Here is a 24,233-nt window from a genome sequence, read left to right as displayed (position 1 = left end):
TTCTGCCATCTCCGGCCGCGACTCCTGCCGTCTCCGGCCGCGACTCCTGCCGTCTCCGGCCGCGACCCCTGCCGTCTCCGGCCGCGACTCCTGCCGTCTCCGGCCGCGACTCCTGCCGTCTCCGGCCGCGACTTCCGCCGGCTTCCGCCGGCTTCTGACAACGATGTCATCCTTCGCCGCCCGCCGGTTCCTCCGAGCCCGGCGTCCGCCGCGTGACATGCTGAGAGCGGGACGGGCCGGGAGGCGGCGAGAGGCGGCGGACGCGATGGACTGGGCGCGGTTCGCGCAGCGGCTGGCGTCGTTGGCGCGGGACCTGCTGGCGCAGGAGTCGGTCGACGCCACCCTGGCCCGGATCACCGATTCGGCCACGGAGCTGGTGGAGGGCTGCGACGCGGCCGGCATCCTGGTGCTGCACGGCAAGGAGGTGCGGACGCTCGCCCCCACGGAGCAGCTGGTCGTCGACAGCGACCGGCTCCAGGAGCGGCTCGGCGAGGGCCCGTGCTTCGACGTCGCCCACGCCGGGAACGGGGAGCGGGTGTACCGCATCCGGGACTTCACCCAGGAGCAGCCCAAGTGGCCGGAATACGCCCCCAGGGCCCACCGGCTGGGCGTCGGCAGCATGATGGGCTTCCTGCTCTACACCGAGGACGAGGAACTCGGCGCGCTGAACATCTACTCCCGCCGGCCCGGCGCCTTCACCGAGGCCAGTGAACTGGCCGGCTGGCTGCTGGCCTCCCACGCGGCGGTCGCCTTCTCCAGCGCCCGCACCCAGGCCCAGCTGGAACAGGCCGTCGCCACCCGTCACGTGATCGGCGAGGCCATGGGCATCCTGATGGGCTGCCACCACCTCACCGAGGAACAGGCCTTCGACGTGCTGCGCCGCTACTCGCAGGAGAACAACATCAAGCTCCGCGAGGTCGCCCGCCGGGTCTGCGAACAGGGCCCACTGTCCTGAAAGCGGCGGCCGGCCGCGGTCGGCCGCGGGTGGTCTTCTGCGGGCTGTTGTCCGCGGCGTCGACAACAAGCCCATTCTCGGCTGCCTGTGACGCCCGCGCCCGGGCTCGGCGAAATCCTGCCCATACGGCCCCGGAATCGGGCCTGACCTGCGGTTTCCCGTGAGAACGGATGGCCGCGGAGTGGGCGCCCCCGGCAGGACTCGAACCTGCGGCCAAGCGCTTAGAAGGCGCCTGCTCTATCCACTGAGCTACGGGGGCCGGCTGTGCTGGCCTCGTACGTACTGCCCCGGTCGGGCCGGTCCGTGACGTTGCCGGGGACAAGGATAGAACTCCCCGGTCCTCGTCCCGGTTGCTTCGCCTCCGTGGCTCAATGTGGAGGTTCGGTGAAGCGGTCCTGATAATCGCAGGCAGGTACGAATCGTGCATCGCTTTTGGCGCCTGGCGCACCGGGTGTTGTGCACTCGTTATGCCTGGACTGTGCCTCCGTCCCAGTCGTCCCTTCCGCCCGTTGTGTTCTGTCGGCGCGCAGACATGTCTATATGCTTCAGAATTCCCCTAAAATTGGGCATTCTTCGCATGTGGTGACCTTGGACGTACGGCCTCAGCTGCTCGACACACTCTCCGCTCTGCGCGACCGTGTCGCCGCCGCACGCTTTCCGTTGCCCCTGGCCGGGGCCGCACGCGCGCGTGCCAATCGCGACGAACTGCTCGCCCAGCTCGACGACTATCTGGTGCCCCGGCTCAAAGAACCCGAAGCGCCGCTTCTGGCCGTCGTGGGCGGATCGACCGGTGCCGGCAAGTCGACCCTCGTCAACTCTCTGGTGGGCCGCCGGGTCAGTGAGGCGGGTGTGCTCCGGCCGACCACCCGCACACCGGTCCTGGTCTGTCATCCGGAAGACCATCACTGGTTCAGCGGCATGCGCGTGCTGCCCGACCTCACACGCGTGTGGGTACCGCACCAGGATCCCGGCGACGACCCCCTCCTCCCCGGCGAGAACCCCGGGCGCGTGCTGCGTGTCGAGACCGTCGACAGCCTCCCGCGCGGACTCGCCCTCCTCGACGCCCCCGACATCGACTCCCTCGTCGTCGACAACCGTGTCCTCGCCGCCGAACTCATCTGCGCCGCCGACATCTGGGTGATGGTCACGACGGCCGCGCGCTATGCCGACGCCGTCCCCTGGCATCTGCTGCGCACCGCCAAGGAGTACGACGCCACCCTGGTGACCGTCCTCGACCGGGTCCCGCACACGGTCGTCTCCGAGGTCTCCCGGCAGTACGGCGCCCTCCTCACGAAGGCCGGGCTCGGCGAGGTGCCCCGGTTCACGGTGCCCGAGCTGCCCGAGTCCGCCTGGGGCGGCGGGCTGCTCCCGGCCACCGCCGTCGCCCCGCTGCGCGCCTGGCTCCTGCAGCAGGCCCAGGATCCCGGCGCCCGCCGGCACACCCTGGCCCGCACCGCCCACGGCGTCCTCGACTCCCTCAAGGCCCGGCTGCCCGAGCTGGCCGGCGCCGCCGCCGCCCAGTACGCCGCGGCCCTGCGGCTGACCTCCGCCGTCGAGACGGCCTACGACAGCGAGCACGCGCGCGTGCGCGGTCGGCTGCAGAACGGCGCCGTCCTCTCCGGCGACGCCCTCAAGCGCTGGCGCGCCTTCCCCGTCGACTGCGCCCCCGGTGAACTCCTGGACGCCCTGGTGGAGAGCCTCGCCGCGCTGCTGCTGTGCGCCGTCACCGCCGCCGACGAACGCGTCGACGACTCCTGGCGCCGCGAACCCGCCTCCGCCGCCTCCGGGCTCACCGGCCGCGACCCCTCCCTGGAGAGCGCCGAGCACCGCATCGGCATCGCGGTCCGGCGCTGGCGGCGCGAGCTGGAGGAGTACGCCGACGACGAGGTGCGCGAGCTCGACCGCAGCGTCGCGCCGGACTCCGAGGCGGTAGCCGCCCTGGTGGCCACCGCGCTGCTCGGCGGGCGCCGCACCCGGGTGGCGGGGGAGCGGCTCGCCGAACGCATCGGCGCCCACGGCGCGCTGCGGCTGCGCGACCGGGCGGGACGGCTGCTCGGGGAGCACCTGGACCGCGTCATGCACGTCGAACGCGAACGCCGGCTCGCCCCGTTGGACGCCCTGGACGTCCACCCCGAACCCCAGGCCGAACTCATCGCCGCCCTGTCCGTCCTCCAGAAGGAGAGGTGACCGGTGACCGCCGTCACTGACCACGACCACACGGATCGCATGGAACGCATGGATCACACCGGTGACTACACAGGTGACCGCCCGAGTGAGCCCATTGGTGACCCCATCGGTGAGTACACGGGTGGCTTCGAGCGCGGCCTGACCGCGACGGACCCCGCGCCGGACGCGGGTCGGGAGCCGGCACGGCAGCCGGGACGAGAGACGGGTCGGCAGGCGGGACGGGAGCCGGGACGGGAGCCGGGACGAGAGGAGGGTCGGGAGTCCGGCCGGCAGTCCGGCCGGGAGTCCGGCCGGGAGTTCGGGCGGGAGTCCGGGCGGGTCCCTGGACGGGAGTCCGGGCCGGAGCCGGTCCGCGACCCCGGGCCGGACCCGGTGAAGGCTTCGGGTAAGGCCTCCGAGAAGGACACCGCGAAGGGCACCGCGAAGGGCACCGCGATGGAGTCGGTCGGGGACTCGGGGAGGGACCCGGGGAAGGGCCTGGTGGCGGGCGTGGAGACGGGCTCGAGGAAGGGCCCGGGGAGGGACTCGGCGGGGGGCTCGGGGAAGGACCCCGGGCCGGCCCCGAAGGACGCCACCGCGAAGGACTCCGTACCGGACGGGTCCGAGGACCGGCGGGACGGAACCGGGGCGGAGCCCGCGCACCCGGCGGAGGGCGCCGCCGACACCGAGACCGTGCCGCACGCGCGCGTACGGGGGCAGCGCGAGAAGCGTGAGCCAGGCGAGCAGCGTGAGAAGCGTGAGCCGGGCGCTCAGCGTGAGAAGCGTGAGGTGGGCGCTCAGCGCGAGACTCGTGAGGTGGGCGAGCAGCGTGAGCCGGGCGCTGAGCGTGAGAAGCGTGAGAAGCGTGAGTCGGGCGACGACGCCCCGGCCGCCTCCGCCTCCGCCTCCGCCTCCGCCGCCTCCGCCGCAGCAGCAGCCGCCGACGAAGACGACGTCTGGGACGACGGCCTCATCGCCCGCCGGGTCACCGAGTCCGCCAAACCGGCCGCCCCCGTCCTGGAGACCCGGGGCCCGGGCGCCCCGCCCCCCGCCCCGCTGGCCTACGACGGCCAGCTGCGCTCCCGCCTCGACGCGCTGCGCGAACTCGTCGGCCAGTCCCGCACCCGGCTCGACAGCCAGACCCTGTCCGAGGCCGGCCGGGTCCTGGACGAGGCCGCCGCCCGGCGCCGGCTCTCCGGCCAGCACACCGTCGTCGCCATCGCCGGCGCCACCGGAAGCGGCAAGTCGCAGCTGTTCAACGCGCTCGCCGGAGTCGCCATCTCGGAGACCGGCGTACGGCGCCCCACCACCGCCGCGCCCATCGCGTGCAGCTGGAGCGACGGCAGCGCGGCCCTCATCGACCGGCTCGGCATCCCGGGCCGGCTGCGCCGCCGCCCCGTGCACAACCCGGAGGCGGACGCGCAGCTGCGCGGGCTGGTCCTGATCGACCTGCCCGACCACGACTCGGCCGTGGTCCAGCACCGCGAACACGTCGACCGGATCCTGAAGCTGGTGGACGCGGTGATCTGGGTCGTCGACCCCGAGAAGTACGCCGACGCGGTGCTCCACGAGCGTTATCTGCGGCCCCTGTCCGGTCACGCGGAGGTCATGTTCATCGTCCTCAACCAGACCGACCGGCTCCCCGGCGAGGCCGCCGACCTGGTCCTCGACGATCTGCGCCGGGTGCTCGACGAGGACGGCGTCGCGCTCGGCGAGTACGGCGAACCGGGCGCCACGGTGCTCGCGCTGTCCGCGCTCACCGGGGACGGCATCGGCGAACTGCGCGAGAGCCTCGGCCAGTTCGTCTCCGAGCGGGGCGCGGCGGCCCGCCGGGTCGCCGCCGACGTGGACGCCGCCGCGGCCCGGCTGCGGCCCGTGTACGCCACCGGGCACCGCGCCGGGCTCAGCGAGGAGGCGCGCGACGACTTCGCCGCGCGGCTGGCCGACGCGGTGGGCGCCACCGCCGCCGGCGAGGCCGCCGAACGCGCCTGGCTGCGCAATGCCAACCGGGCCTGCGGCACCCCCTGGCTGCGGCTGTGGCGCTGGTACCAGGGGCGCGGCGAGCCGCCCACGGGGCGCCTGCAGCAGGCCCAGCCGGAGGAGGAGGCCACCGCGCGGCAGCGCGTCGAGCAGGCGGTGCGCACGGTCTCCGACCGGGCCTCGACCGGACTGCCCGCGCCCTGGGCGCAGGCGGTGCGGGAGGCGGCCGTACGCGGCTCGCAGGGCCTGTCGGAGGCTCTCGACGACCTGGCCGCACAGGCCGGGCTGCCACCGGGGCGGCCGCCCCGGCCGGGCTGGTGGCCGGTGGCGGTGCTCGCCCAGGCCGCCATGACGCTCCTCCAGGTGGTCGGCGGGCTGTGGCTGGTCGGGCAGATCGCCGGGGTGGTGGCGCCCAACCTGGGCGTGCCGGTGCTCCTGATGGTCGCCGGGATCGTCGGCGGCCCGCTGGTCGAATGGGGCTGCCGGATGGCGGCCCGGGGACCGGCCCGGCGGTACGGCCTGGAGGCGGAACGCCGACTGCGGGAGGCGGCGGCCGGATGCGGCCGGGCCCGGGTGCTGGATCCGGTGGCAGCGGAACTGCTGCGCTACCGGGAGGTACGGGAGCAGTACGGCAGGGTGACGCGGACGGGAGCCGGCGTGGGGTGACGTAGGCGGGGTGGGGTGACTTCGGCGGCGTGGGGTGACGTCGGCGGGGTGGGGCGACGTGCCGCCGCCGGGACGGGGTGAGGCCCGTCGGGGGGACTCGGGTCACTCGTCCGGGTGGTGGGTTTTTCCACAGGCCGGCGGTGGTCCACAGCGCTCGGCGGGTCCGGTCCGGCGGCGGCAGTCTGGTCCCGCGGCGATCGCCACGAGGGCGGCCGCCGCGAGGGACACAGCCGTACGGGACGGGCCCGTACGCGCATCCGCCCCGGCCCCGACGGCCGGGTGAGGGAGGGGTTCGTGATGAACGAGACGCTGGTCTGCGCGGTCGGCAACGTGGCGACGCAGCCGGTCTACCGGGAGCTGGCGGCGGGACCGTCGGCGCGGTTCCGGCTGGCGGTGACCTCGCGCTACTGGGACCGCGAGAAGAACACCTGGACGGACGGCCACACCAACTTCTTCACGGTGTGGGCCAACCGGCAGCTCGCCACCAACGCGGCGGCCTCGCTGTCCGTCGGCGACCCGGTCGTCGTGCAGGGGCGGCTGAAGGTGCGCACCGAGACCCGGGAGGGCCAGCAGTGGACCTCCGCCGACATCGACGCGGTGGCGATCGGCCACGACCTCGCCCGCGGTACGGCGGCCTTCCGGCGGGCCGGGAAACCGGAGACGACGGCACCGGCACCGCCTCGCCCGGAACCGAACTGGGAGACACCGGAGGAGTCCCCCGACATCCCCGCACAGCAGCAACCGGAACCGATGGCGGTGACCTGAACCGAAACCGGCTGCGGTGGCGTTGATGTGAACCGGAACCAGACCGGCGGCGGTGGCGGTGGCGGTGACGTGAACCGGAACCGATGGCCGTGACCCGAACCGAAACCGCTGGCGGTGCCGTGAAGTCGCCCCGCGTGCCGCGTCGTTCGCGACGGACTGCCCGAACTGCGGCCCATTGAACGCTCCTTGACGGCTTATCGGCGAATGCGCTCCGAAGTGCCCGCCGTGACGGGCAGGTGGATTTGTCGACATGCGCTGTTCGTTCGGGGCTCCGCGATAACGATTACGGATCGGATCGCTCATCCGACCATCTCACCGGGAATGGGCGGTCCGGCTGATCCATAGGATGCCGGGCGTGGCCCCTGGGGTCGCTGATTCTGCTGGTGGGACCACCCCCCACGTTCAAGGGGTCCTGCTCGAAGGGGAATTCTGTGCTCACTGCGTTCTCTGGTCCCTCGGCGCCCGGCGCGCCAGCCAGGCACTCCGGTACGCCCGTGTCCGCGAGAGGCGTGTCCCGCCTCGCCGCCGCGGCACTGGCGGCCGGGCTGGCGGCAGCCGCCGTGCTGACCGGCGCCGGCCGGGCCGCGGCCGACGACGGGACCGGCCAGAGCCAGAGCGGGGCGACGGCGACCATAGGCGGCCTGAAGACCTACGGCGAGGCCGTCGTGCACGGCGACAGCGGCGACGAGCAGGTGGCCGCGGGCCTGTTCGAGATGTCCGTGGACGGCGGCGGCATGCTCCAGACGTACTGCGTCGACCTCCACAACCCCACCCAGCGGGACGCCAAGTACCACGAGACGGCCTGGAGCGGCACCTCGCTGGGCGCCAACAAGAACGCCGGAAAGATCCGCTGGATCCTGCAGAACTCCTACCCGCAGGTCAACGATCTCGCCGCGCTCGCCCGCAAGGCCGGCGCCGGCACCCTCACCGAGCAGGACGCGGCGGCCGGCACCCAGGTGGCGATCTGGCGCTACTCCGACGGCGCGGACGTCGACGCCGTCGACCCGCAGGCCGAGAAGCTCGCCGACTACCTGGAGAAGAGCGCCCGCGGCCAGTCGGAACCGCAGGCCTCGCTGACCCTGGACCCGCCCGCCGTCTCCGGTCGGCCGGGCGGCCTGCTGGGCCCGGTCGAGGTCCACACCAACGCGCGCACCGTCACCGTGATCCCGCCCGCCGACGCGGCCCTGACCGGCGTACGGATCACCGACAAGAGCGGACAGCCGGTCACCACGGCGCGGAACGGCAGCGAGCTCTACTTCAAGGTCCCCGACGACGCCACGGACGCGTCCGCCGAACTCACCGTCCAGGCGTCGACCACCGTCCCGGTCGGCCGCGCCTTCACCTCCGAGAGCCGCAGCCAGACGCAGATCCTGGCCGGCTCCAGCGAGTCCACGGTCGCCGCGACCGCGAACGCGACCTGGGCCGAGCAGGGCGCGATACCGGCACTGTCGGCCGAGAAGAACTGCGCCGCGGGCGGCGTGGACATCACCGCGGCCAACACCGGCGACCAGCCGTTCACCTTCGAGCTGATGGGCACCGAGCACACCATCCCCGCGAACACCTCGCGGACGGTGACCATCCCGCTCCAGGAGGACCAGGTCTACGACTTCACGATCACCGGTGCCAACAGCCTCGAACGGCGCTTCACCGGCGTCTTCGACTGCAGGACCCAGGCCGTCGAGAGCGGGCTCACCACCCAGACCCTCAGCGAGCCCAGCCCCGCGTCGGTCGGCGGCACCGCCTCCGACGTCAACCTCGCCGCCACCGGCGGCGACTCGGCGACCGGCGTGATCACGGGCGTCGCCATCGGCCTGGTGGTGATCGGCGGCGCGGTCCTGGTGATCCTCCGCCGCCGCGAGAACCCGACGGGCGACTGACCCCCGCGGAGGGGCCCCGCAGGGCAGTATGACCCCATGACCAAGTCACCCCGCGCCACCTCCTCCGACTCGGTGCTGTCGCTGTGGTCGCAGGACTCGGTCCTCTCGATCGGCTCGGTGGGATCCGTCCTGTCCATCGGGTCGGTCGGCTCGGCCCTGTCCGTCGGCTCGATCGGCAGCGCCCTCTCCGTCGGCTCGATCGGCTCGGCGCTGTCCGTGGTCTCGGCAGGCTCATGGCTGAGCACGGGATCCCTCCTGTCGGCCCAGTCCCGCTGGTCGGTCCTCTCCTGGCGCTCCTCCCACGCCCTCCGCGCGGCCGGAGTCGTGGGCACGGCGGCGGCAACCGCCCTCCTGCTCCACCGAACACTCCACAAGCCTTCTCCCGGCCTCCGCTGACGCGGTCCCAACGGGCCGGCCGCCGCGGCTCGCCCCGGTCGACGGCGCCGGCAGTGCGGCGGACGCCGGATCGTCACTGTCCGCATCCGCCGACTACTCTGTGTATGGTCTTCCCATGGCCGCTTCCCGTGCCGTCCGCCGCCTCCTGCTCGCCACCGGCTTCCTGGTGCTTGTGCAGGCGGGGGTCGGCTTGGTCATCAATCTCTACGGCCTCTTTCCGGTTCACCACCGGGGATCTCCGGCGGAGCCCCATCGCATCAGGACCTACGAGAGCTTCACCTGGGCGGTCGGGCACGGCACCTTCGCCCTCGCCGTGCACACGGCGCTCGGCCTCACGCTCGTCCTGCTGTCGATCGTCACGGCAGCGCGCGCCGTGCTGCTCCGCCGCCGCGCGGTCGCGTTCTGGACCGTGCTCGGGGCCCTCCTGGTCATCGGCGCGGCCGCATTCGGTGGGAGCTTTCTCGCCAACGGCAAGACCCTCAACTCACTGCTGATGGCCCTGTTCGCACTGAGCGCCGAGCTGTGCTTCCACCTCGCCGTCGACCTCCTGCCTTCCGACCGACACGGAGCCGTGGCCACACTCCGCTGAGGTACACCGCATCGTCAGCAACGCCGCGCGCCACTGCTGCCGATCCGGCGTGCGAGTTACCCGCGGGTGGGCGTCCGGAGAAGCATCCGCGGCGCAGGCCTTCAGCCGCGGGAGCGCAGTATGCGGCGCATCCGGTCGGCCCGGTCCAGGAGGTTCGTGCGGACGACCGGGACAGCCTGCGCCGCCAGCTCTTCCGCTCGCTCCAGGTAGGTCAGGTCGATACCGAAGACCGGGAAGAGAGTTTTGGTGTAAGTCGTCGCCGGCATGGTTCCCCTGCGGTGGATGGTCGGTACGAGATCGAGGTAAGCCTCCGCGTGGGGCCTCAGCAAGTCGTCCTGACCGGCGCTCCAGAACACCGCCGCAACCGAGTGGACCGAAGCGAGAGGCACCGCGCGGTCCGTCACCAGCGTCTGCCACACCGCGTTCTTCTCTGCCGCGTCCGGGGTCGCAGCGCGGACCTGGAGCCTGCTGATCCATGCGTCGGGGTCCGGGTCGCGGTCGAGCAGAGCCTGTGCCTCGGTGGCGGTCGGGCTTCCGAACTGAGCCTTGCGAACCAGCGCCCGCCACTGGAGATCGATGTCCTCCCCGGCCTCGATCTGGAGCCAGGCCACCTCCTCCGGTTCCGCCGCGGTGCGAGCGAAGCCGCGCAACGCCGCTTTGCGGTAGGCACCGACGCCGGAGAGACCGCGGCACGCCGCGGCCACTGCTCGCAGCAATGCGTCCCGCTCCGACTTCGGGCTCCACAGATCTGCGGCCTCGACAGCCAGGTTGAGATACGGCTCGATCACCGACGCGGAGGTCTCGACAGCCAGCACTCCGGTCAGGCACCGCACGGCTTCGGCGGCTGTCGCCTCGCCGTTGATCAGCATGTCCCAGGCCGTGGTGACGGCGACACCCCGCGCGGTCGCAGTGGGCAGGCGGGCGGCGTTGCCGAAGAGCGCGTCTCTGGTCGTGGCGTCAGGTCTCGTCGAGGCGAAGGTCAGGTCTTCGTCGTTGACCAGATACAGGTCGGCTCCTGCCGGCAGGCCGAGCCGGGTCCGTTCGCCCGCCACCTCGACCTCGACGAGTGCCATCCGCTGAAGGTGGTCCCCTGAACGCTCGTAGGCGCCGACGGCAAGCACCTGCGGGCGCGGCCGGCCACCCGAACCATGAGCGACCAGGGCGAACCCGTCTCTGTCGTGGTCGAGAGTGAGCCGGTCGGTGCCCGCTGTCTCCAGCCATCCCGCGCGCCACTGGTCCAGGTCACGTCCGCTGGCGTCGGCGACCGCGTCGATCAGGTCCTTCAGTGTGGTGTTGCCCCAGGCATGCGTGGCGAAGTAGCTGGTGAGACCCGCGGAGAAGTTCGCCTCGCCGACGTACGTCATCAGCTGGTGCAGTACGGAAGCGCCCTTGGAGTAGGTGATGGCGTCGAAAGTCGCTTCGGCCTCGGAGACGTCGCGGACCTGCTGGCGGATCGGGTGCGTCGTCGGTCCCTGGTCCATGAAATAGGCTTTGAGTTTCTCGCCGGCCAGATGTGCCGTCCAGGCATCGGTGTACGACGTCGCGCTCACCGCCGCCCAATTGCTCGCGAACTCCGCGAACGCCTCGTTCAGCCACAGGTCATCCCACCAGCGCATCGTGACGATGTTGCCGAACCACATGTGCGCGAGCTCGTGCAACAGGTACCGCGAGAAGATGTCCCACTCCGCTCTGGTCGGCGTGCTCCTGCGCAGGAACCAGTCCATCCAGGTGACGCAGCCGAAGTTCTCCATCGCGCCGGGGAACTCGGGCGTGAAGACCTGGTCGTACTTGTGCTGCGGAAACGGCATGCCGAACTTGTCGGCGAAGAACTCGAGCCCCTGGGTGGTCAGGGTGAACAGCTCGTCGGCGTCCCGGTCCAGGACGGAGGCCAGCGACTGTCGGGCGAAGAGGCCGAGATCATGACCTGCTCCGCGACGACGCAATTCGTAGTACGGGCCCGCGTTGATCACGGTGTTGTACGTCGCCAGCGGCGGCGTCGGCGGGAAGGTCCAGCGTCGCAGGGAGCCGAGGTATTCGATCCGCGGGTCACCGCTGTTGCTCAATACCCGCCAGTCGGCAGGAGCGGTCACGGTGAACGCCCACGGCGCCTTGAGGTCCGGCTGATCGAAGCAGGCCAAGACGTACCGGGCGTGGTCGGGACTGAAGTCGGTGTAGACATACGTCTCGCCGTCGGCGGGATCGACCGCCTTGTACACGCCCCGGCCATCGGCCGAGCACTCCGTCACCGAGACCACCGTGAGGACGTTGCGCTCGGCGAGATCGGTCAGCGCGATCCGGCCCTCACCAGCCGGCCGCAGCACGACCCCGTTGAGCGTCGCGCTCTCCACCGCCGCCGCACAATCGACAAAGGTCTCGGCCCCGGGCCGGTGACACGTAAAGGTGATCGTCGATTCGCACCGGACCCGCGAGCCGGCCATCAGATCCGTCAGGTCGACGGCAACGTCATACCGCTCGACCGCCAGCAGCCCCGCGCGCCCCTCCGCCTCGGTTCGGCTCAGACTCCCGCCGCTCATCGCTTTCCCTTCGGAGATTCGTTCATTCGCCGCGCCCCCCGCTCAGCAGCAAGAGGCCCGCGACGACCGATGTACCCAGTCCGTACGCCCCCCACTGCCGAACGAGCACGAGTCCGAGCCGGCCGCACGGATGAGGGCTGCGGCGACCAGGGGCGGCCGGTGGAGACGGCGGACATCGTGGTGCCCCCGGCTCACCGCGAGATCGCGTACGAGATCCCGATCAACCGCTGGCCGGCGTTCGGCAGCCGGCGGCGAGCCCGCCAATCGATGCCGGATGCCCGATGCTCGGCATCCGGTCCGGCCCCCACTCATGGAATGCCCGATGCGAGCCCCTCCCTGGACCGTGCGAGGGTGCCCGAGGTCGATCGTTGACGACCGGCGGCGACAGGTGCGCTAGCGATGCCGAGAGTGAAACCCCAGGTCACAGCCCCCCAACCAAACGGGTTAACACCCGAGGCTGGACGTCAGGCAAGATGGGGTGTATCTGCCCACTGCCAGATTCAAGCTGCCGGACGGTTTCTCTTGGCTGAGTTCATTTACACCATGCGCAAGGCGCGCAAAGCGCACGGCGACAAGGTGATCCTCGACGACGTCACCCTGAGCTTCCTGCCGGGGGCGAAGATCGGCGTCGTCGGTCCGAACGGCGCCGGTAAGTCGACCGTGCTGAAGATCATGGCGGGGCTGGAGCAGCCGTCGAACGGCGACGCCTTCCTCTCGCCCGGTTACAGCGTCGGCATCCTGATGCAGGAGCCCACCCTCACCGAGGACAAGACCGTCCTGGAGAACGTCCAGGAGGGTGTCGCCGAGATCAAGGGCAAGCTCGACCGGTTCAACGAGATCGCCGAGCAGATGGCGACCGACTACTCGGACGCCCTGCTCGACGAGATGGGCAAGCTCCAGGAGGAGCTGGACCACGCCAACGCCTGGGACCTCGACGCCCAGCTGGAGCAGGCCATGGACGCGCTCGGGTGCCCGCCCGGCGACTGGCCCGTCACCACCCTCTCCGGAGGAGAGAAGCGCCGCGTCGCGCTCTGCAAGCTGCTGCTGGAGGCCCCCGACCTGCTGCTCCTCGACGAGCCCACCAACCACCTCGACGCCGAGTCGGTGAACTGGCTGGAGCAGCACCTCGCCAAGTACGCGGGGACCGTGGTCGCGATCACCCACGACCGGTACTTCCTGGACAACGTCGCCGAGTGGATTCTCGAGCTCGACCGCGGCCGTGCCTACCCCTACGAGGGCAACTACTCCACCTACCTGGAGACCAAGGCCACCCGTCTCAAGGTCGAGGGCCAGAAGGACGCCAAGCGGCAGAAGCGCCTCAAGGAGGAGCTGGAGTGGGTGCGCTCCAACGCCAAGGGGCGCCAGGCCAAGTCCAAGGCCCGTCTCGCTCGGTACGAGGAGATGGCGGCCGAGGCCGACAAGATGCGGAAGCTGGACTTCGAGGAGATCCAGATCCCGCCGGGCCCGCGGCTGGGCAGCGTGGTCGTGGAGGTCGACAAGCTCAACAAGGCCTTCGGTGAGAAGGTCCTGGTCGACGGGCTGAGCTTCACCCTGCCGCGCAACGGCATCGTCGGCGTGATCGGCCCGAACGGCGCCGGCAAGACCACCCTCTTCAAGATGATCCAGGGCCTGGAGACGCCGGACTCCGGTGACATCAAGGTCGGCGAGACCGTCAAGATCTCCTACGTCGACCAGGGCCGCTCCAACCTCGACCCGAAGAAGACGCTGTGGGAGGTCGTGTCCGACGGGCTCGACTACATCAACGTCGGCCAGGTCGAGATGCCGAGCCGGGCGTACGTGTCCGCGTTCGGGTTCAAGGGCCCGGACCAGCAGAAGCCGACCGGTGTCCTCTCCGGCGGTGAGCGCAACCGTCTCAACCTCGCGCTCACCCTGAAGCAGGGCGGCAACCTGCTGCTCCTCGACGAGCCGACCAACGACCTCGACGTGGAGACCCTCAGCAGCCTCGAGAACGCCCTGCTGGAGTTCCCCGGGTGCGCCGTGGTCGTCTCCCACGACCGCTGGTTCCTGGACCGGGTCGCGACCCACATCCTCGCCTACGAGGGCGAGTCCAAGTGGTTCTGGTTCGAGGGCAACTTCGAGTCGTACGAGAAGAACAAGATCGAGCGGCTCGGACCGGACGCCGCCCGTCCGCACCGCGCCACCTACAAGAAGCTGACCCGGGGCTGATCCGACTTGCGTCATCACTACCGCTGCCCCCTGCGCTGGTCCGACATGGACGCCTACGGCCATGTCAACAACGCGGTCTTCATCCGCTACCTGGAGGAAGCCCGTATCGACTTCCTGTTCCGGCCGGAAAAGGATTTCAAGCAGGGGTCGGTGGTGGCCCGCCACGAGATCGACTACAAACGGCAGCTCGTCCACCGGCACCACCCGGTGGACATCGAGCTGTGGATCACCGAGATCCGGGCCGCGTCCTTCACCATCACCTACGAGGTGAAGGACGACGACCTGGTCTACGTACGGGCCTCCACGGTGGTCGTGCCCTTCGACTTCGAGACGGGCCGGCCGCGCCGGATCACCGCCGACGAACGGGACTTCCTGGAGGAGTACCGGGACGACAAGGAGGAGGCCGTCGCCGCATGACGGTGCTCCACCTCGCCGACGACGGGGAGACGGCGGATCTCGCGGCCTTCCTCTCCCGGCTGCTCCACTACGACCGTTCGGCCGCGGTACGCCTCCAGGCGGCCGGCACCGCGCTGGCCGTCTTCGGGCGGCCGCCGTCCTTCGAGGTACTGGCGATCCGCGCGGTGCGGCTCGCCAAGCCGTACGAGCGGGGTCTCGACGTCACGCTCGATGTGACCGTCTCCGCGGGGGAGTTGCTGGAGTCGGTGGACGAGCAGGCCGCCACGGCCGGAGTGCCGGGGGCGGTCACCGGGCCGCCGTGGGCGGGCGTGCTGCCGCCACGCGGTGGCTGGCTGCCCGAGCCGGGACTGCCCGCGCCGCGGGCACTGCAGGCCACGGTGGCGGCCGCGGTGGGTGAATTCCGGTCCCGTACGGCGGAGTTGGCGCCGGAGGGCCGTACCCGGGCCGAACTCGACCGGATCGGGCGGGACATCTGGTCCCGGACCGTGGGCGGCACCCGCCTTCCGGTACGGGCCGTGCACGCTGCCCAGTCGCTGCGCTTCCTGCGCCCGGCCGACGAGGCCGTACTGCTCTCCGCGGGGGCGTGGCTGCGGCTGCGCACGCCGTTCGGGTCGATCGCCGTACGGCGGGCGGGACTCGGGGCGCTGGACGTCAGCGTCCGCTGAGCCGGCACCCGCGGCCGGTCGCGGCGTCCGCTGAGCCGGCGCCCGCGGCCCGTCGGGGGTCAGTCCGGGGTGTTCACCATCGAGGCGGCCGCGTAGGTGAGGTAGTTCCAGAGGGTCTCCCGGTGCTCCTCGGAGAGGCCCAGCTCGTCCACGGCCACCCGCATGTGCCGCAGCCAGGCGTCGTGCGCCGCCCGGTCCACGGTGAACGGGGCGTGCCGCATCCGCAGCCGGGGGTGACCGCGGTTGTCGCTGTACGTCGTGGGGCCGCCCCAGTACTGGATGAGGAACAGCGTGAGCCGCTCCTCGGCCGGACCCAGGTCCTCCTCCGGGTACATCGGCTTGAGGAGCGGGTCCCCGGCGACGCCCTCGTAGAAACGGTGCACCAGCCGCCGGAAGGTCTCCTCCCCGCCGACCTGCTCGTAGAAGGTCTTCTCCTGAAGCGTGCCGCGCCGAATCTCTCTCACCCCTACATGGTCTCAGACGCGGTGACCGAGGACCTGAGGCTTAGGACCCGCGACGGAGGCGGGGCTCTAGGGTGGACGCATGGGCGCCCACGACGCGGAGATCCCGGACATCGAGGGGCTGGCCGCGGTGGCACGGGCCGAGCTGGTGCGGGAGATCGACGCCGAGGGGGTCTGGGCGGCGGAACCGGTGTGGCGGGAGGCCTTCGAGGCCGTGCCCCGGCATCTGTTCGTGCCGTACTACTACGTCGCCGGGGCGGGCGGTTATGAGCGCCGGTGGGGCGAGAGCGCCGATCCCGGGGCCCGGGAACGCTGGGTGCGGGGTGCCTACGAGGACGTTCCGCTGGCCACCCGGCTGCGCGACGGCGAGCTGCTGTCCTCCAGCAGCCAGCCCTCGCTGATGGCGCGGATGCTGGTCGAGCTGCGGGTGGCCGACGGCGACCGGGTGCTGGAGATCGGCGCCGGGACCGGGTACAACGCGGCGCTGCTGGCCCATCGGCTCGGCGACGACGATCTCGTCACCACGGTGGACGTCGATCCGGAGATCACCGAGTCGGCGCGGCTGCATCTGGCCGCGGCCGGGCATCGGCCGGCCGTCGTCACCGGGGACGGGGCGCGGGGGGTGCCCGAGCGGGCGCCGTTCGACCGGATCATCGCGACCTGCGCGCTGCCGAGTGTGCCGCGGGCGTGGGTCGCGCAGAGCGCGCCGGGCGCGCGGATTCTCGCGCCGGTCGCCACCGGACTGCTGGCGCTGACCGTACGGGGCGAGGGGCGCGCCGAGGGCCGGTTCCTGCCGTCGGCGGCGTTCTTCGTGCCGCTGCGCGGGGTGGAGCGGGCCGGCGCGGGGGATGTGAGCGGGGTGCCGTCCCGGGCCCTCGAGGACGAGCTGTTCCAGTTCCTGATGGAGCTGACCCAGGGGGTGCTCAGCCCTCGGGAGGCCCACGAGGTGTGGGAACGGGCGGGGATGCCCGGGCGGGAGCGGTACGGGGTCACGGTGGCGGAAGACGGGGAGTGGGTGTGGCTGGACGACCGGGAGGGGCGGTGGGTCTGGCCTCTCCCGGTCTGAGCGCTGTTCTCGGCCGCGGGCCGGCCCGGGTTGCGCGCGCTCGCGCGGCGGCAGCCGCGGACGGGGGTTGCGCGCGCCCGCGCGCGGCGAGAGGCGCAGACGGGGTAGCGCGCGCCCGCGCGCGGCGAGAGGCACAGACGGGGATTGCGCCCGCGCGGCGGCAGCCGCAGATCGATACCGCCTGGCGCCCCTGACGGGGCGCCAGGGCTCAGCCCCGTCGGACGGTGATCGTCGTCCAGGCGCCTACGTGCACCCGGTCCCCGTCCTGCAACGGCACCGGGACGAACGGCTGGATCGGCTCCTCGCCGCCGTTCACCGTCGTGCCGTTCGTCGAGTTCTGGTCGACGACCGCCCAGCTGCCGTCCGGCTGCTGGACCAGGACCGCGTGCTGGTGCGAGACGCCCGGGTCCTCCGGCGGCACCGACAGGTCGATGTCGGGGGTGTCACCGGTGGAGTGCCGGCGGCGGCCGATGGTCACCTGGTTGCCGGCGAGCGTGCGCTGCTGCTCGGGGGAGTACGCGGGCAGGTTGAGGCCGGCCGCCTCCGGGCCCGAGCGCTGCATCATCGCCATGAAGTAGTCGCGGTCCGGGCCGATCGTCGCCGTCCAGGTCGCCGGGCCCTGGGGGGCCTGCGGGAAGCCGGGACCGGCCGGGGCGCCGGGCTGCGGGTAGCCGTAGCCACCGGGACGGGCGCCCTGGGCGGGGGCGGGGGGCGCGCCGGGGCCGGCCGCCGGCGGGGAGATCACCCAGTCGTCGTCGGCGCCGCCGAAGGACGAGCCGCCGGCCGGGGGCCTGCCGGTCTCCTGCGGGAAGCCGGGCGGCGCGGGCGGAGCCGACTGCTGGAAGGCCCCGGGGGCGCCACCGCCGGGCGGCGGCGGAACCGGCGGCCGGGACGGGTCCCCGCCACCGAAGGGACCGGCGGCCGGGCCGCCGGAGGGGTCGCGGGTGAACGGCCCGGAGGCCGGGCCGGCGCCGGGGGCGCTGCCGAAGGCGGACGGGCCGCCGGGGTTCTGGCCCGGAGCGGCACCGAACGACGGGGGCGGAGCCGAGGCACCACGCTCACCACCGAAGGGCGGCGGCCCGGACTGCCCCTGCTCACCACCGAACCCCGAAGGCCCGGACTGGCCGCGCTCGCCACCGAAGGCGGGCGGGCCGGACTGACCGCGCGGAGGCCCGGACTGGCCACGCTCGCCACCGAACGCCGGAGGCCCGGACTGCCCGCGCTCGCCACCGAACGCCGGAGGTCCGGACTGCCCGCGTTCGCCACCGAACCCGGAAGGCCCGGACTGGCCGCGGTCGCCGCCGAAGGCGGGCGGGCCGGAAGGGCTCCGGTCGTTGCCGAAGGCCGGGGGAGCGGGCGGGGCGGCGGGGTCGCGGTCGCCGCCGAACGCCGGGGGCCCGGACTGGCCGCGGTCGTTGCCGAAGGCGGGCGGTCCGGACTGGCCGCGGTCGCCGCCGAAGGCTGGAGGGGCCGGCGGACCCGACGGGCCGCCGCCGCGCTCGTTCGCGAACGGCGTCGGGCCCGAGGGCTCGCTGCCGAAGGAGGGGATCGGCTCGGCCGGACGGTTCATCTGGGAGGGCCGCGAGCCCTGGTACTCGTACGAGTCGGTGTTCCCGCCGTACGACGGCGGGGTGGGCGGCCGGAAGGTCGGCGCGGCCGGGCCGCCGCCCGCGGGCGGGCGCGGGGCGGCCGGGGTGTACGAGGTGGCCGTGTTGGTCAGGAAGTTCCAGCGGCACTCCTCGCAGAACGGCGCACCCCCCTCCCGGGGCGTACGGCACTGCGGGCACAGCTCCGGCTCGCGGGCGTTCGGCACGGCCGACAGGTGCCGGCCACCGGCGGGACCGCCGGCCGGGGCGCCGGGCGCGGGCGGCGGGAAACCGTAGCCGCCGGCGGTCGGCGGGGGCGGAGGCGGCGGGGGCACGGCACCGGCCATGCGGTGACCGCACACCTCGCACCAGTCGTCGGAACCCGACTGGTGTCCGTTCGGGCAGGTCGGCATGTCGGTGGTTCCCTCTCTGTCAGGTTCGTCCTGAGCCTGTCTCTGGGTGTCCTGCGTGTGCCGCCGGGTCACCGTGTGCTGCTAGGTCACTTCTTTACACGAACAGTCTTTGTGGACCGTGTTTCGAGAGTCATCTCGTCGGCCTCCGCAACCTTCGCTTTCAATCGCACAGTACCTGTCGCGGCATCGACCACGTCCACCACCTTCGCAAGCAGTTTCGCAGTATCCGCGTTCCCGGAGGCGCTGGCGAGTTGAACGGCCCGGCCCAGTTTGGCCGTTGCTCCATCCATATCGCCCGCTTTGCGGAGATCAAGCCCTTGTTGGATGGCTTGTGCCAGTTCGGCCTGGCCGGTGTAGTGGGCGACTTGGGGGTTGATGGAGGTCGAGGCGACCATGTCGTCCGTCCACACCGCCCTGACCAGACCCTGCGCGCCCAGGTTCTGGACGCTGCCGTCGGACTGCGGGACCACCAACGACACCCGGGCGGCGAGCATCTCCTGGCCGAGGCCGGCCGTGGGGACCTCCACGCAGACGTGGTAGTCCCGGGACTCGTCGCCCCAGGAGCCGGTCGGATAGTCCCCGGCACGCGGCCCGGCCTCGGTGCGGCGGCCGGTCAACTCCTCGACCGTGGGCGCCACTTGCTTGACGAACTTGATGGTCGTGCCGACCGGGGTCCACAGCCGCAGCGCGACGTCCGCGACCTCCTTGCCCATCGCCGTCTCCATCATCTGCGTGAAGTCGGCGGCCAGACCCGTGGGGTCGGCGACGATGTCGGCGGTGCCGAGGAGCGAGGAGGCTATCCCTGTGACTTCTTTCACTTCCCAGTCGGTGCCCACGCCGCGGGCGTCACAGGTGAACCGACCGGCGCAGGAGTCCAGGGCGGCCCTGAGGTCCTCCGGCGACTCGTGCTCGTTGCGGCCGTCGGTGAGCAGGATGCCGTGCCGGATCGCGACGTCCGCCGAGGACAGCAGCCGGTCGGCCAGCCGCAGCCAGGTCCCGATCGCCGTACCGCCGCCCGCGCTCAGCCTGCGCAGCGCCTGCTTGGCCTGGTCCCGGGTGGTGCGGTCGGCCACCGCGAGCCGGCCGCCGCCCGGGTAGACCTCCTTGGCGACGTGCGTGCCGCCGATCACGGCGAAGTGGGTGCCGTCGCGCAGGGTGTCGATCGCGGCCGCCGTGGCGTCCCGGGCGTTGCGCATCTTGGTCGGCGGGTAGTCCATCGAGCCCGAGCAGTCGACCATGATCGCCACCCCGGCGGCCGGCGCCTGCCCGGGCGCGTACGACGTCCCGGCCACGCTCCCGACGGTGCCGCCGCCGGTCGACGTCACCGTGACGATCGCGTTGACCTCGCGGCCGCCGTCCGGCAGGTACTCGTTCTGGTAGACGTCCACCGAGAACTGCGGCACGTTCGACTTCGAGAAATTGGCCATGACTGCTCTGGTCCCCCTCCACCCCACGCGTGGTGGGTGCTGACGGTGTGCGGACCGGTCCCCTCCGGTCCGCCGGTGTTCCCCTGTGCTGCCCCGTGCCCCGCTCCTGACCCTCCGTTTACGGCCGTTTTGCGCGGCCTCAGGCGGATCCTGCCCCCTGCGGCAGCGCCGGGAACGGGAGCAGCGCCACTGTTACGTTGTCGTGGCCCCCGCCGTCCAGGGCGTGGCCGACCAGGACCCGGGCCGCGTGCAGCGGCCGCAGGGCCGCGTCGGCGGGGACGACCTCGCACATCTCCTCGGCCGACTCCGCGTAGTTCCACAGGCCGTCCGTGCACACCACCACCACACCAGGCCGGTCCGGCTTGAAGGAAGCGGTGTGCGGCTCCAGTTCGTAGGCGTCCGCGCCGAGCCAGCCGGTGATCGCGTGGGCCCGTTCGTCGGCGTACGCCTCGGCCTCGCTCATCAGCCCCGCTGCCACCATCTGGGCCGCCCAGGAGTCGTCCTCGGTGAGCCGGGCCGGCGGTGCGCCGCGGTCCACCGGCACCCAGTAGGCGCGGCTGTCGCCGACCCAGCCGACCACCAGCAGGCCCGCGGTGACGATCGAGGCGACGATCGTGCACGCCGGGGCGTTCTGGTGCGGGCTGTGCTCACGGGCCGTCGGCGGCTCCTCGGCGAGGGCGTTGACGGCCTGGGAGGCGACGACGATCGCCTCGTGCATCGCCGCCTGCGGATGCGTGCCCTGCGGCAGCGCGGCCAGCAGCGCCTCGCTCGCGGCCCGGGAGGCGGCCAGCGAGGCCTCGTCGGGGCGGGTCGCCGAGGAGACGCCGTCGCAGACCACCGCGAGCAGCGCCGGGGTGCCGTCGGGCAGCGCGGTGCGGCCGACGGTGAACGCGTCCTCGTTGCGGTGGTGGCGCAGCCCGCGGTCGCTGACGGCGGCCACCGGGCCCACCTCCTGCTCCATGTGGTCGCGCTCGCGCGGCTGGGCGTGCCCGCAGTTCTCGCAGTAGCCGTCGTCGTCGACCCGGCCCGCCCGGCAGGCCACGCACACCTTCGGCAGCTCCGTGGTCTCGGCGCTCTCGGCGCTCTCGGTGGTCTCGGGGTTCTCCGTGGCGGAGGCGGCCACCCGCGGGTCCGGCGCCTGCAGCGCGTAGTCCTCGTCGGGCTCCGGCGGCCGGTCGAACCGCACCCCGGAGGCCGGCGAGACCGGCGAACCGTGCGGCGGCGAACCCGGCGAACCCGGCGAGCCGTGCGGCGGCGAACCCGGCAGCGGCTTGCCGCCCGAGTCCGTGCCGGGCAGGTCCGTCGGCAGATGCGCGGCCGACGGTGGCCCGGAGCTGTCCGGCTCGGGCGGTGGCCAGGCCACGCCGGAGGCGCCCATGGTGAGGGTCGGGTGGTCCTGCGGCGCGGCGGGCACGGCCGACAGGTCGTACCCGCACGCACCGCAGAACAGGTCACCCGATTCGAGCGGCTCCGCGCAGCTCGGGCACTTCGCCGGTGCGGCCTGCTGGGGCATCTGCGACATCAACTACACCCACGTCCGGGGGCGGTAACGGTTGGCCCGTTCCACCAGGTCGATCCTCTCCTCACCGCCGGTCGCCAGTCTGGCCAGCGTGCGGTACGAGCGCTCCAGGCCGAAACGGAGGCCCCGCTCGTCCAGACCGCTGCCGAGCAGCACCCGGCCGCCGACGACGGGCTGGGAGTCCTGGCCTCCGGAGAGTATCCAGTCCAGCGCGCAGCCGAGGACTTCCGCCGACAACTGCTCGCGCCGTGCCGGATCCAGACCGTACGCGTCCAGCGCCTCGATCTGCCCGGCGGCGGCCGTCAGATCGTCCAGGAACGGCGTGTCGTCGGGCGTCCCGGTCCGGTGCCGCAGCCGCGCCCGTACGGCCGCCACCCGGGCCGCCGTGTAGTGGATCGACGCCTCCGGCACCGATTCCAGGGTACGCACCGCACCGCGCCGGTCCCCGGCCGCCAGCTGCACCCGGGCCAGACCGAAGGCCGAGCTGACGAAGCCCGGGTCGGTCGCCCACACCAGCCGGTAGTACTCGGCCGCGTTGTCCAGCTGGCCGAGCACCTCCGCGCACAGGCCGAGCGCCAGCTTGGGCGTGGTCTCGCCCGGGAAGGCGTCGTAGATCGCGTCGAAGGACAGCGCCGCGCCCTCGAAGTCCCCGGTGACCAGGGCGGTCACGCCCCGGTACCAGACCACCCGCCAGTCGTCGGGCTGCTCGTCCTCCAGCTCGCCGAGGGTCACCAGCGCGGCCTCGAAGTCGCCGTTCTCCAGCCGGGCGCGGATCTGGCGCAGCCGGGTCTCGACCGTCTGCGTCGGTGCCGAGGCCAGGGCGCTGAGCAGGCTGACCTCGCCCGCCCCCGAGGTCGTGAGCCCCGCCAGGAATCCGGCGTTCGGGTCGTTCGGGTCGACCATCGGGACCGGCAGGGCGAGTGCGGCGGCCGAGGTGGGGACGGGCCGCACCAGGGCGGGGGAGACCGGGGCCGCCGCGCCGGCCCGGGCGCCCGCCGGGCGGCCGTCGCCGGCCGGGGTTCCGGCCGCTCCCGGTGGCTCCAGGGCGAGCGTTCTGGAGGCCACCGCGCGCGCCCCCAGCCGGGACACGTCCCCGTCCAGCTTCGGGAACAGCTCCGTGTCCGTGACCTTCACCTCGGGCCCGAACAGCGTCGACAGGGCGGGCCGGGCCCTGCCGGTCTGCACCGACACGACCTCGCGCAGCACCCCTGTCAGCTGCTCGGCCATCTCCTGCGCGGAGGCGAACCGGCGGGCCGGGTCGGGATCGGTGGCCCGGACCAGCAGCCGGTAGAAGGACTCGTAACTCCGGAACACCTCGATGTTGTCCGGGTCGGGCAGCGAGTCCACGAAGACGGTCGTGTAGCCCTGGAAGTCGAAGGTGAGGACCGCGAGGGTGCGGCCGACCGTGTACAGGTCGGAGGCGACCGACGGGCCGACCTCGGCGACCTCCGGGGCCTGGTAGCCGACCGTGCCGTAGATCGCCGACTCGTCGTCGTCCATGCGGCGCACCGCGCCCATGTCGATCAGCTTGAGCTGGTCCTCGGTCTGGATGGCGTTGTCGACCTTGAAGTCGCAGTAGAGGAGGTTGCGGCTGTGCAGGTGGCCGAGGGCCTCCAGGGCCTCGATGCCGTACGCGCAGGCCTGCTCCACCGGCAGCGGGTCGCGGCGGCCCTCCGGGGTACGCCGGTCGTTGGCGATCTCCTTGAGGGACTTGCCGCCGACGTACTCCATGACGATGTAGCCGTCGAGCGAGCCGGTGCGCTGGTCCAGATGCTCCACGAAGTTGTAGATCCGCACGATGTTGGCGTGCTCGATCTCCGCGAGGAACCGCCGCTCGGAGATGGCGGCGGCCATCGCGTCCTGGTCGCCGGTGTCCAGCAGGCCCTTGAGCACCACCCAGCGGTCGGACACCGCGCGGTCCACGGCCAGGTAGATCCAGCCCAGGCCACCGTGCGCGATACAGCCCACGACCTCGTACTGGCCGTGCACGACGTCCCCGGCCTTCAGCTTGGGCACGAACGAGTACGGGTTGCCGCACTTGGTGCAGAACCCCTCGGTCCGGCCCGGCCGCTCCCCGCGGGCCCGCCCGACCGGCGCCCCGCAGTCCGAGCGCGAGCAGAACCGCTTCCGCTCGGGCACCTCCGGGTTCTCGAGGACCATCTCGCGCGGGTCCGGCTTGGGCACCTGCGGGACCGTGACCAGCCCCGCGCCCAGCCGGCTGCGCCCCGACCCGCTCGTCGAGGAACCGGAGCTGCGCACCGACACCGAACGGCCCGTCGACTTGCCCGACAGGGACCGCGAGAGCCGCCCGGAGACCGAGCGCCGTGACTTCGACGACTGCGACGACGTACGCGAACTGCGGCTGCTGGAGCGCGAACTCCCGCCGCTCGACGAGGACCGGCCGCCGGCCGTGATCCCGGTGGGCGGCGAACCGACCATCCCGCTCGCCGAGACGACCGGGGCCAGACCGCAGGTGTCGCAGTACAGCTCACCGCCGCCGACGTCCTCGTACGTCCCCTCGCAGTCCGGCCGCTGGCACGCCTGTCCCGCCTGACTCATCGCCG

The 24,233-nt window shown here is 72.5% G+C and carries 17 protein-coding genes, 1 tRNA gene and 1 pseudogene; 12 read left to right on the top strand and 7 right to left on the bottom strand.

The features are described 5' to 3' along the window. Positions 1-265 precede the first annotated feature (265 nt). Positions 266-955: a GAF and ANTAR domain-containing protein gene (locus ACWDGI_RS06030; protein ID WP_450755791.1), complete on the top strand. Its 690-nt coding sequence runs from the start codon at positions 266-268 to the stop codon at positions 953-955. Positions 956-1,141: 186 nt separating this feature from the next. Here ACWDGI_RS06030 and ACWDGI_RS06025 read toward each other — a convergent pair. Further along, a tRNA-Arg gene (locus ACWDGI_RS06025) sits at positions 1,142-1,214 on the bottom strand. 320 nt (positions 1,215-1,534) lie between these two features. Between ACWDGI_RS06025 and ACWDGI_RS06020 the strand changes: the two genes are divergently transcribed. From ACWDGI_RS06020 to ACWDGI_RS05995, 6 genes are all read left to right on the top strand, one after another. Beyond that, entirely contained in the window at positions 1,535-3,142 is a 1,608-nt protein-coding gene (locus ACWDGI_RS06020) for a dynamin family protein (protein WP_450755789.1), read from the top strand. Between the two features lie 435 nt (positions 3,143-3,577). Further along, positions 3,578-5,767: a GTPase gene (locus ACWDGI_RS06015; RefSeq protein ID WP_450756499.1), complete on the top strand. Its 2,190-nt coding sequence runs from the start codon at positions 3,578-3,580 to the stop codon at positions 5,765-5,767. Positions 5,768-6,064: 297 nt separating this feature from the next. Continuing rightward, positions 6,065-6,532 carry a single-stranded DNA-binding protein gene (locus ACWDGI_RS06010; RefSeq protein WP_450755787.1) on the top strand — a complete coding sequence of 156 codons (468 nt, stop codon included), beginning with the start codon at positions 6,065-6,067 and terminating at the stop codon, positions 6,530-6,532. Positions 6,533-7,026: 494 nt separating this feature from the next. Next, entirely contained in the window at positions 7,027-8,409 is a 1,383-nt protein-coding gene (locus ACWDGI_RS06005; RefSeq protein WP_450755785.1) for a Cys-Gln thioester bond-forming surface protein, read from the top strand. 36 nt (positions 8,410-8,445) lie between these two features. After that, positions 8,446-8,805: a hypothetical protein gene (locus ACWDGI_RS06000; RefSeq protein WP_450755783.1), complete on the top strand. Its 360-nt coding sequence runs from the start codon at positions 8,446-8,448 to the stop codon at positions 8,803-8,805. A 115-nt stretch (positions 8,806-8,920) separates the two neighbouring features. Next, positions 8,921-9,394, top strand: a complete 474-nt coding sequence (locus ACWDGI_RS05995; RefSeq protein WP_450755781.1) for a hypothetical protein — start codon at positions 8,921-8,923, stop codon at positions 9,392-9,394. Between the two features lie 101 nt (positions 9,395-9,495). Here the strand turns inward: ACWDGI_RS05995 and pepN are convergent, their stop codons facing one another. Continuing rightward, positions 9,496-11,928, bottom strand: coding sequence for an aminopeptidase N (gene pepN, locus ACWDGI_RS05990; protein WP_450755779.1), 2,433 nt, complete (start codon positions 11,926-11,928; stop codon positions 9,496-9,498). Between the two features lie 144 nt (positions 11,929-12,072). On the opposite strand from pepN, the pseudogene ACWDGI_RS05985 reads away from it, so the two are divergent. The 4 genes and pseudogenes from ACWDGI_RS05985 to ACWDGI_RS05970 all read left to right on the top strand — a co-directional run. Then, positions 12,073-12,156, top strand: a pseudogene (locus tag ACWDGI_RS05985) (GntR family transcriptional regulator); the annotation flags it as partial. A gap of 294 nt (positions 12,157-12,450) precedes the next feature. Further along, on the top strand, positions 12,451-14,115 hold the full coding sequence (gene ettA, locus ACWDGI_RS05980) for an energy-dependent translational throttle protein EttA (RefSeq protein ID WP_450755777.1): 1,665 nt from the start codon (positions 12,451-12,453) through the stop codon (positions 14,113-14,115). Between the two features lie 6 nt (positions 14,116-14,121). Further along, entirely contained in the window at positions 14,122-14,532 is a 411-nt protein-coding gene (locus ACWDGI_RS05975; RefSeq protein WP_450755775.1) for an acyl-CoA thioesterase, read from the top strand. Then, the gene (locus ACWDGI_RS05970) at positions 14,529-15,197 is read left to right on the top strand and encodes a hypothetical protein (RefSeq protein ID WP_450755773.1); all 669 of its coding nucleotides are present in this window, start codon (positions 14,529-14,531) and stop codon (positions 15,195-15,197) included. The genes ACWDGI_RS05975 and ACWDGI_RS05970 overlap by 4 nt, the downstream gene beginning before the upstream one ends. Positions 15,198-15,256: 59 nt before the next feature. Here ACWDGI_RS05970 and ACWDGI_RS05965 read toward each other — a convergent pair whose 3' ends face one another. Beyond that, positions 15,257-15,661, bottom strand: coding sequence for a globin (locus ACWDGI_RS05965; RefSeq protein ID WP_351735218.1), 405 nt, complete (start codon positions 15,659-15,661; stop codon positions 15,257-15,259). 79 nt (positions 15,662-15,740) lie between these two features. On the opposite strand from ACWDGI_RS05965, the gene ACWDGI_RS05960 reads away from it, so the two are divergent. Further along, positions 15,741-16,724, top strand: coding sequence for a methyltransferase domain-containing protein (locus ACWDGI_RS05960; protein ID WP_450755771.1), 984 nt, complete (start codon positions 15,741-15,743; stop codon positions 16,722-16,724). A gap of 208 nt (positions 16,725-16,932) precedes the next feature. Here the strand turns inward: ACWDGI_RS05960 and ACWDGI_RS05955 are convergent, their stop codons facing one another. The 4 genes from ACWDGI_RS05955 to ACWDGI_RS05940 form a co-directional block, all read right to left on the bottom strand. Next, positions 16,933-18,723, bottom strand: a complete 1,791-nt coding sequence (locus ACWDGI_RS05955; RefSeq protein ID WP_450755769.1) for an FHA domain-containing protein — start codon at positions 18,721-18,723, stop codon at positions 16,933-16,935. A gap of 86 nt (positions 18,724-18,809) precedes the next feature. Next, on the bottom strand, positions 18,810-20,150 hold the full coding sequence (locus ACWDGI_RS05950) for a vWA domain-containing protein (protein WP_450755767.1): 1,341 nt from the start codon (positions 20,148-20,150) through the stop codon (positions 18,810-18,812). 139 nt (positions 20,151-20,289) lie between these two features. Beyond that, positions 20,290-21,672 (bottom strand): PP2C family serine/threonine-protein phosphatase, encoded by a 1,383-nt coding sequence (locus tag ACWDGI_RS05945; RefSeq protein ID WP_450755765.1) that lies wholly within the window; start codon positions 21,670-21,672, stop codon positions 20,290-20,292. Between the two features lie 3 nt (positions 21,673-21,675). Beyond that, positions 21,676-24,228: a tetratricopeptide repeat protein gene (locus tag ACWDGI_RS05940; RefSeq protein ID WP_450756497.1), complete on the bottom strand. Its 2,553-nt coding sequence runs from the start codon at positions 24,226-24,228 to the stop codon at positions 21,676-21,678. Positions 24,229-24,233: the final 5 nt, after the last annotated feature.

It is taken from the genome of Streptomyces sp. NPDC001220 (assembly GCF_053597895.1).
The sequence above is the reverse complement of the archived record's forward strand: the minus strand, read 5'-3'. Positions and strand labels throughout refer to the sequence as shown.

Excerpts from the sequence above, each read along its gene's own strand:
- ACWDGI_RS05955 (WP_450755769.1), bottom strand. The coding sequence starts at position 18,723 with ATGCCGACCTGCCCGAACGGACACCAGTCGGGTTCCGACGACTGGTGC.
- ACWDGI_RS06010 (WP_450755787.1), top strand. The coding sequence starts at position 6,065 with ATGAACGAGACGCTGGTCTGCGCGGTCGGCAACGTGGCGACGCAGCCG.
- ACWDGI_RS06000 (WP_450755783.1), top strand. The coding sequence starts at position 8,446 with ATGACCAAGTCACCCCGCGCCACCTCCTCCGACTCGGTGCTGTCGCTG.
- ACWDGI_RS06030 (WP_450755791.1), top strand. The coding sequence starts at position 266 with ATGGACTGGGCGCGGTTCGCGCAGCGGCTGGCGTCGTTGGCGCGGGAC.
- ACWDGI_RS05950 (WP_450755767.1), bottom strand. The coding sequence starts at position 20,150 with ATGGCCAATTTCTCGAAGTCGAACGTGCCGCAGTTCTCGGTGGACGTC.
- ACWDGI_RS05945 (WP_450755765.1), bottom strand. The coding sequence starts at position 21,672 with ATGTCGCAGATGCCCCAGCAGGCCGCACCGGCGAAGTGCCCGAGCTGC.
- pepN (WP_450755779.1), bottom strand. The coding sequence starts at position 11,928 with ATGAGCGGCGGGAGTCTGAGCCGAACCGAGGCGGAGGGGCGCGCGGGG.
- ACWDGI_RS05940 (WP_450756497.1), bottom strand. The coding sequence starts at position 24,228 with ATGAGTCAGGCGGGACAGGCGTGCCAGCGGCCGGACTGCGAGGGGACG.
- ACWDGI_RS06015 (WP_450756499.1), top strand. The coding sequence starts at position 3,578 with ATGGAGTCGGTCGGGGACTCGGGGAGGGACCCGGGGAAGGGCCTGGTG.
- ACWDGI_RS05960 (WP_450755771.1), top strand. The coding sequence starts at position 15,741 with ATGGGCGCCCACGACGCGGAGATCCCGGACATCGAGGGGCTGGCCGCG.
- ACWDGI_RS05970 (WP_450755773.1), top strand. The coding sequence starts at position 14,529 with ATGACGGTGCTCCACCTCGCCGACGACGGGGAGACGGCGGATCTCGCG.
- ACWDGI_RS05995 (WP_450755781.1), top strand. The coding sequence starts at position 8,921 with ATGGCCGCTTCCCGTGCCGTCCGCCGCCTCCTGCTCGCCACCGGCTTC.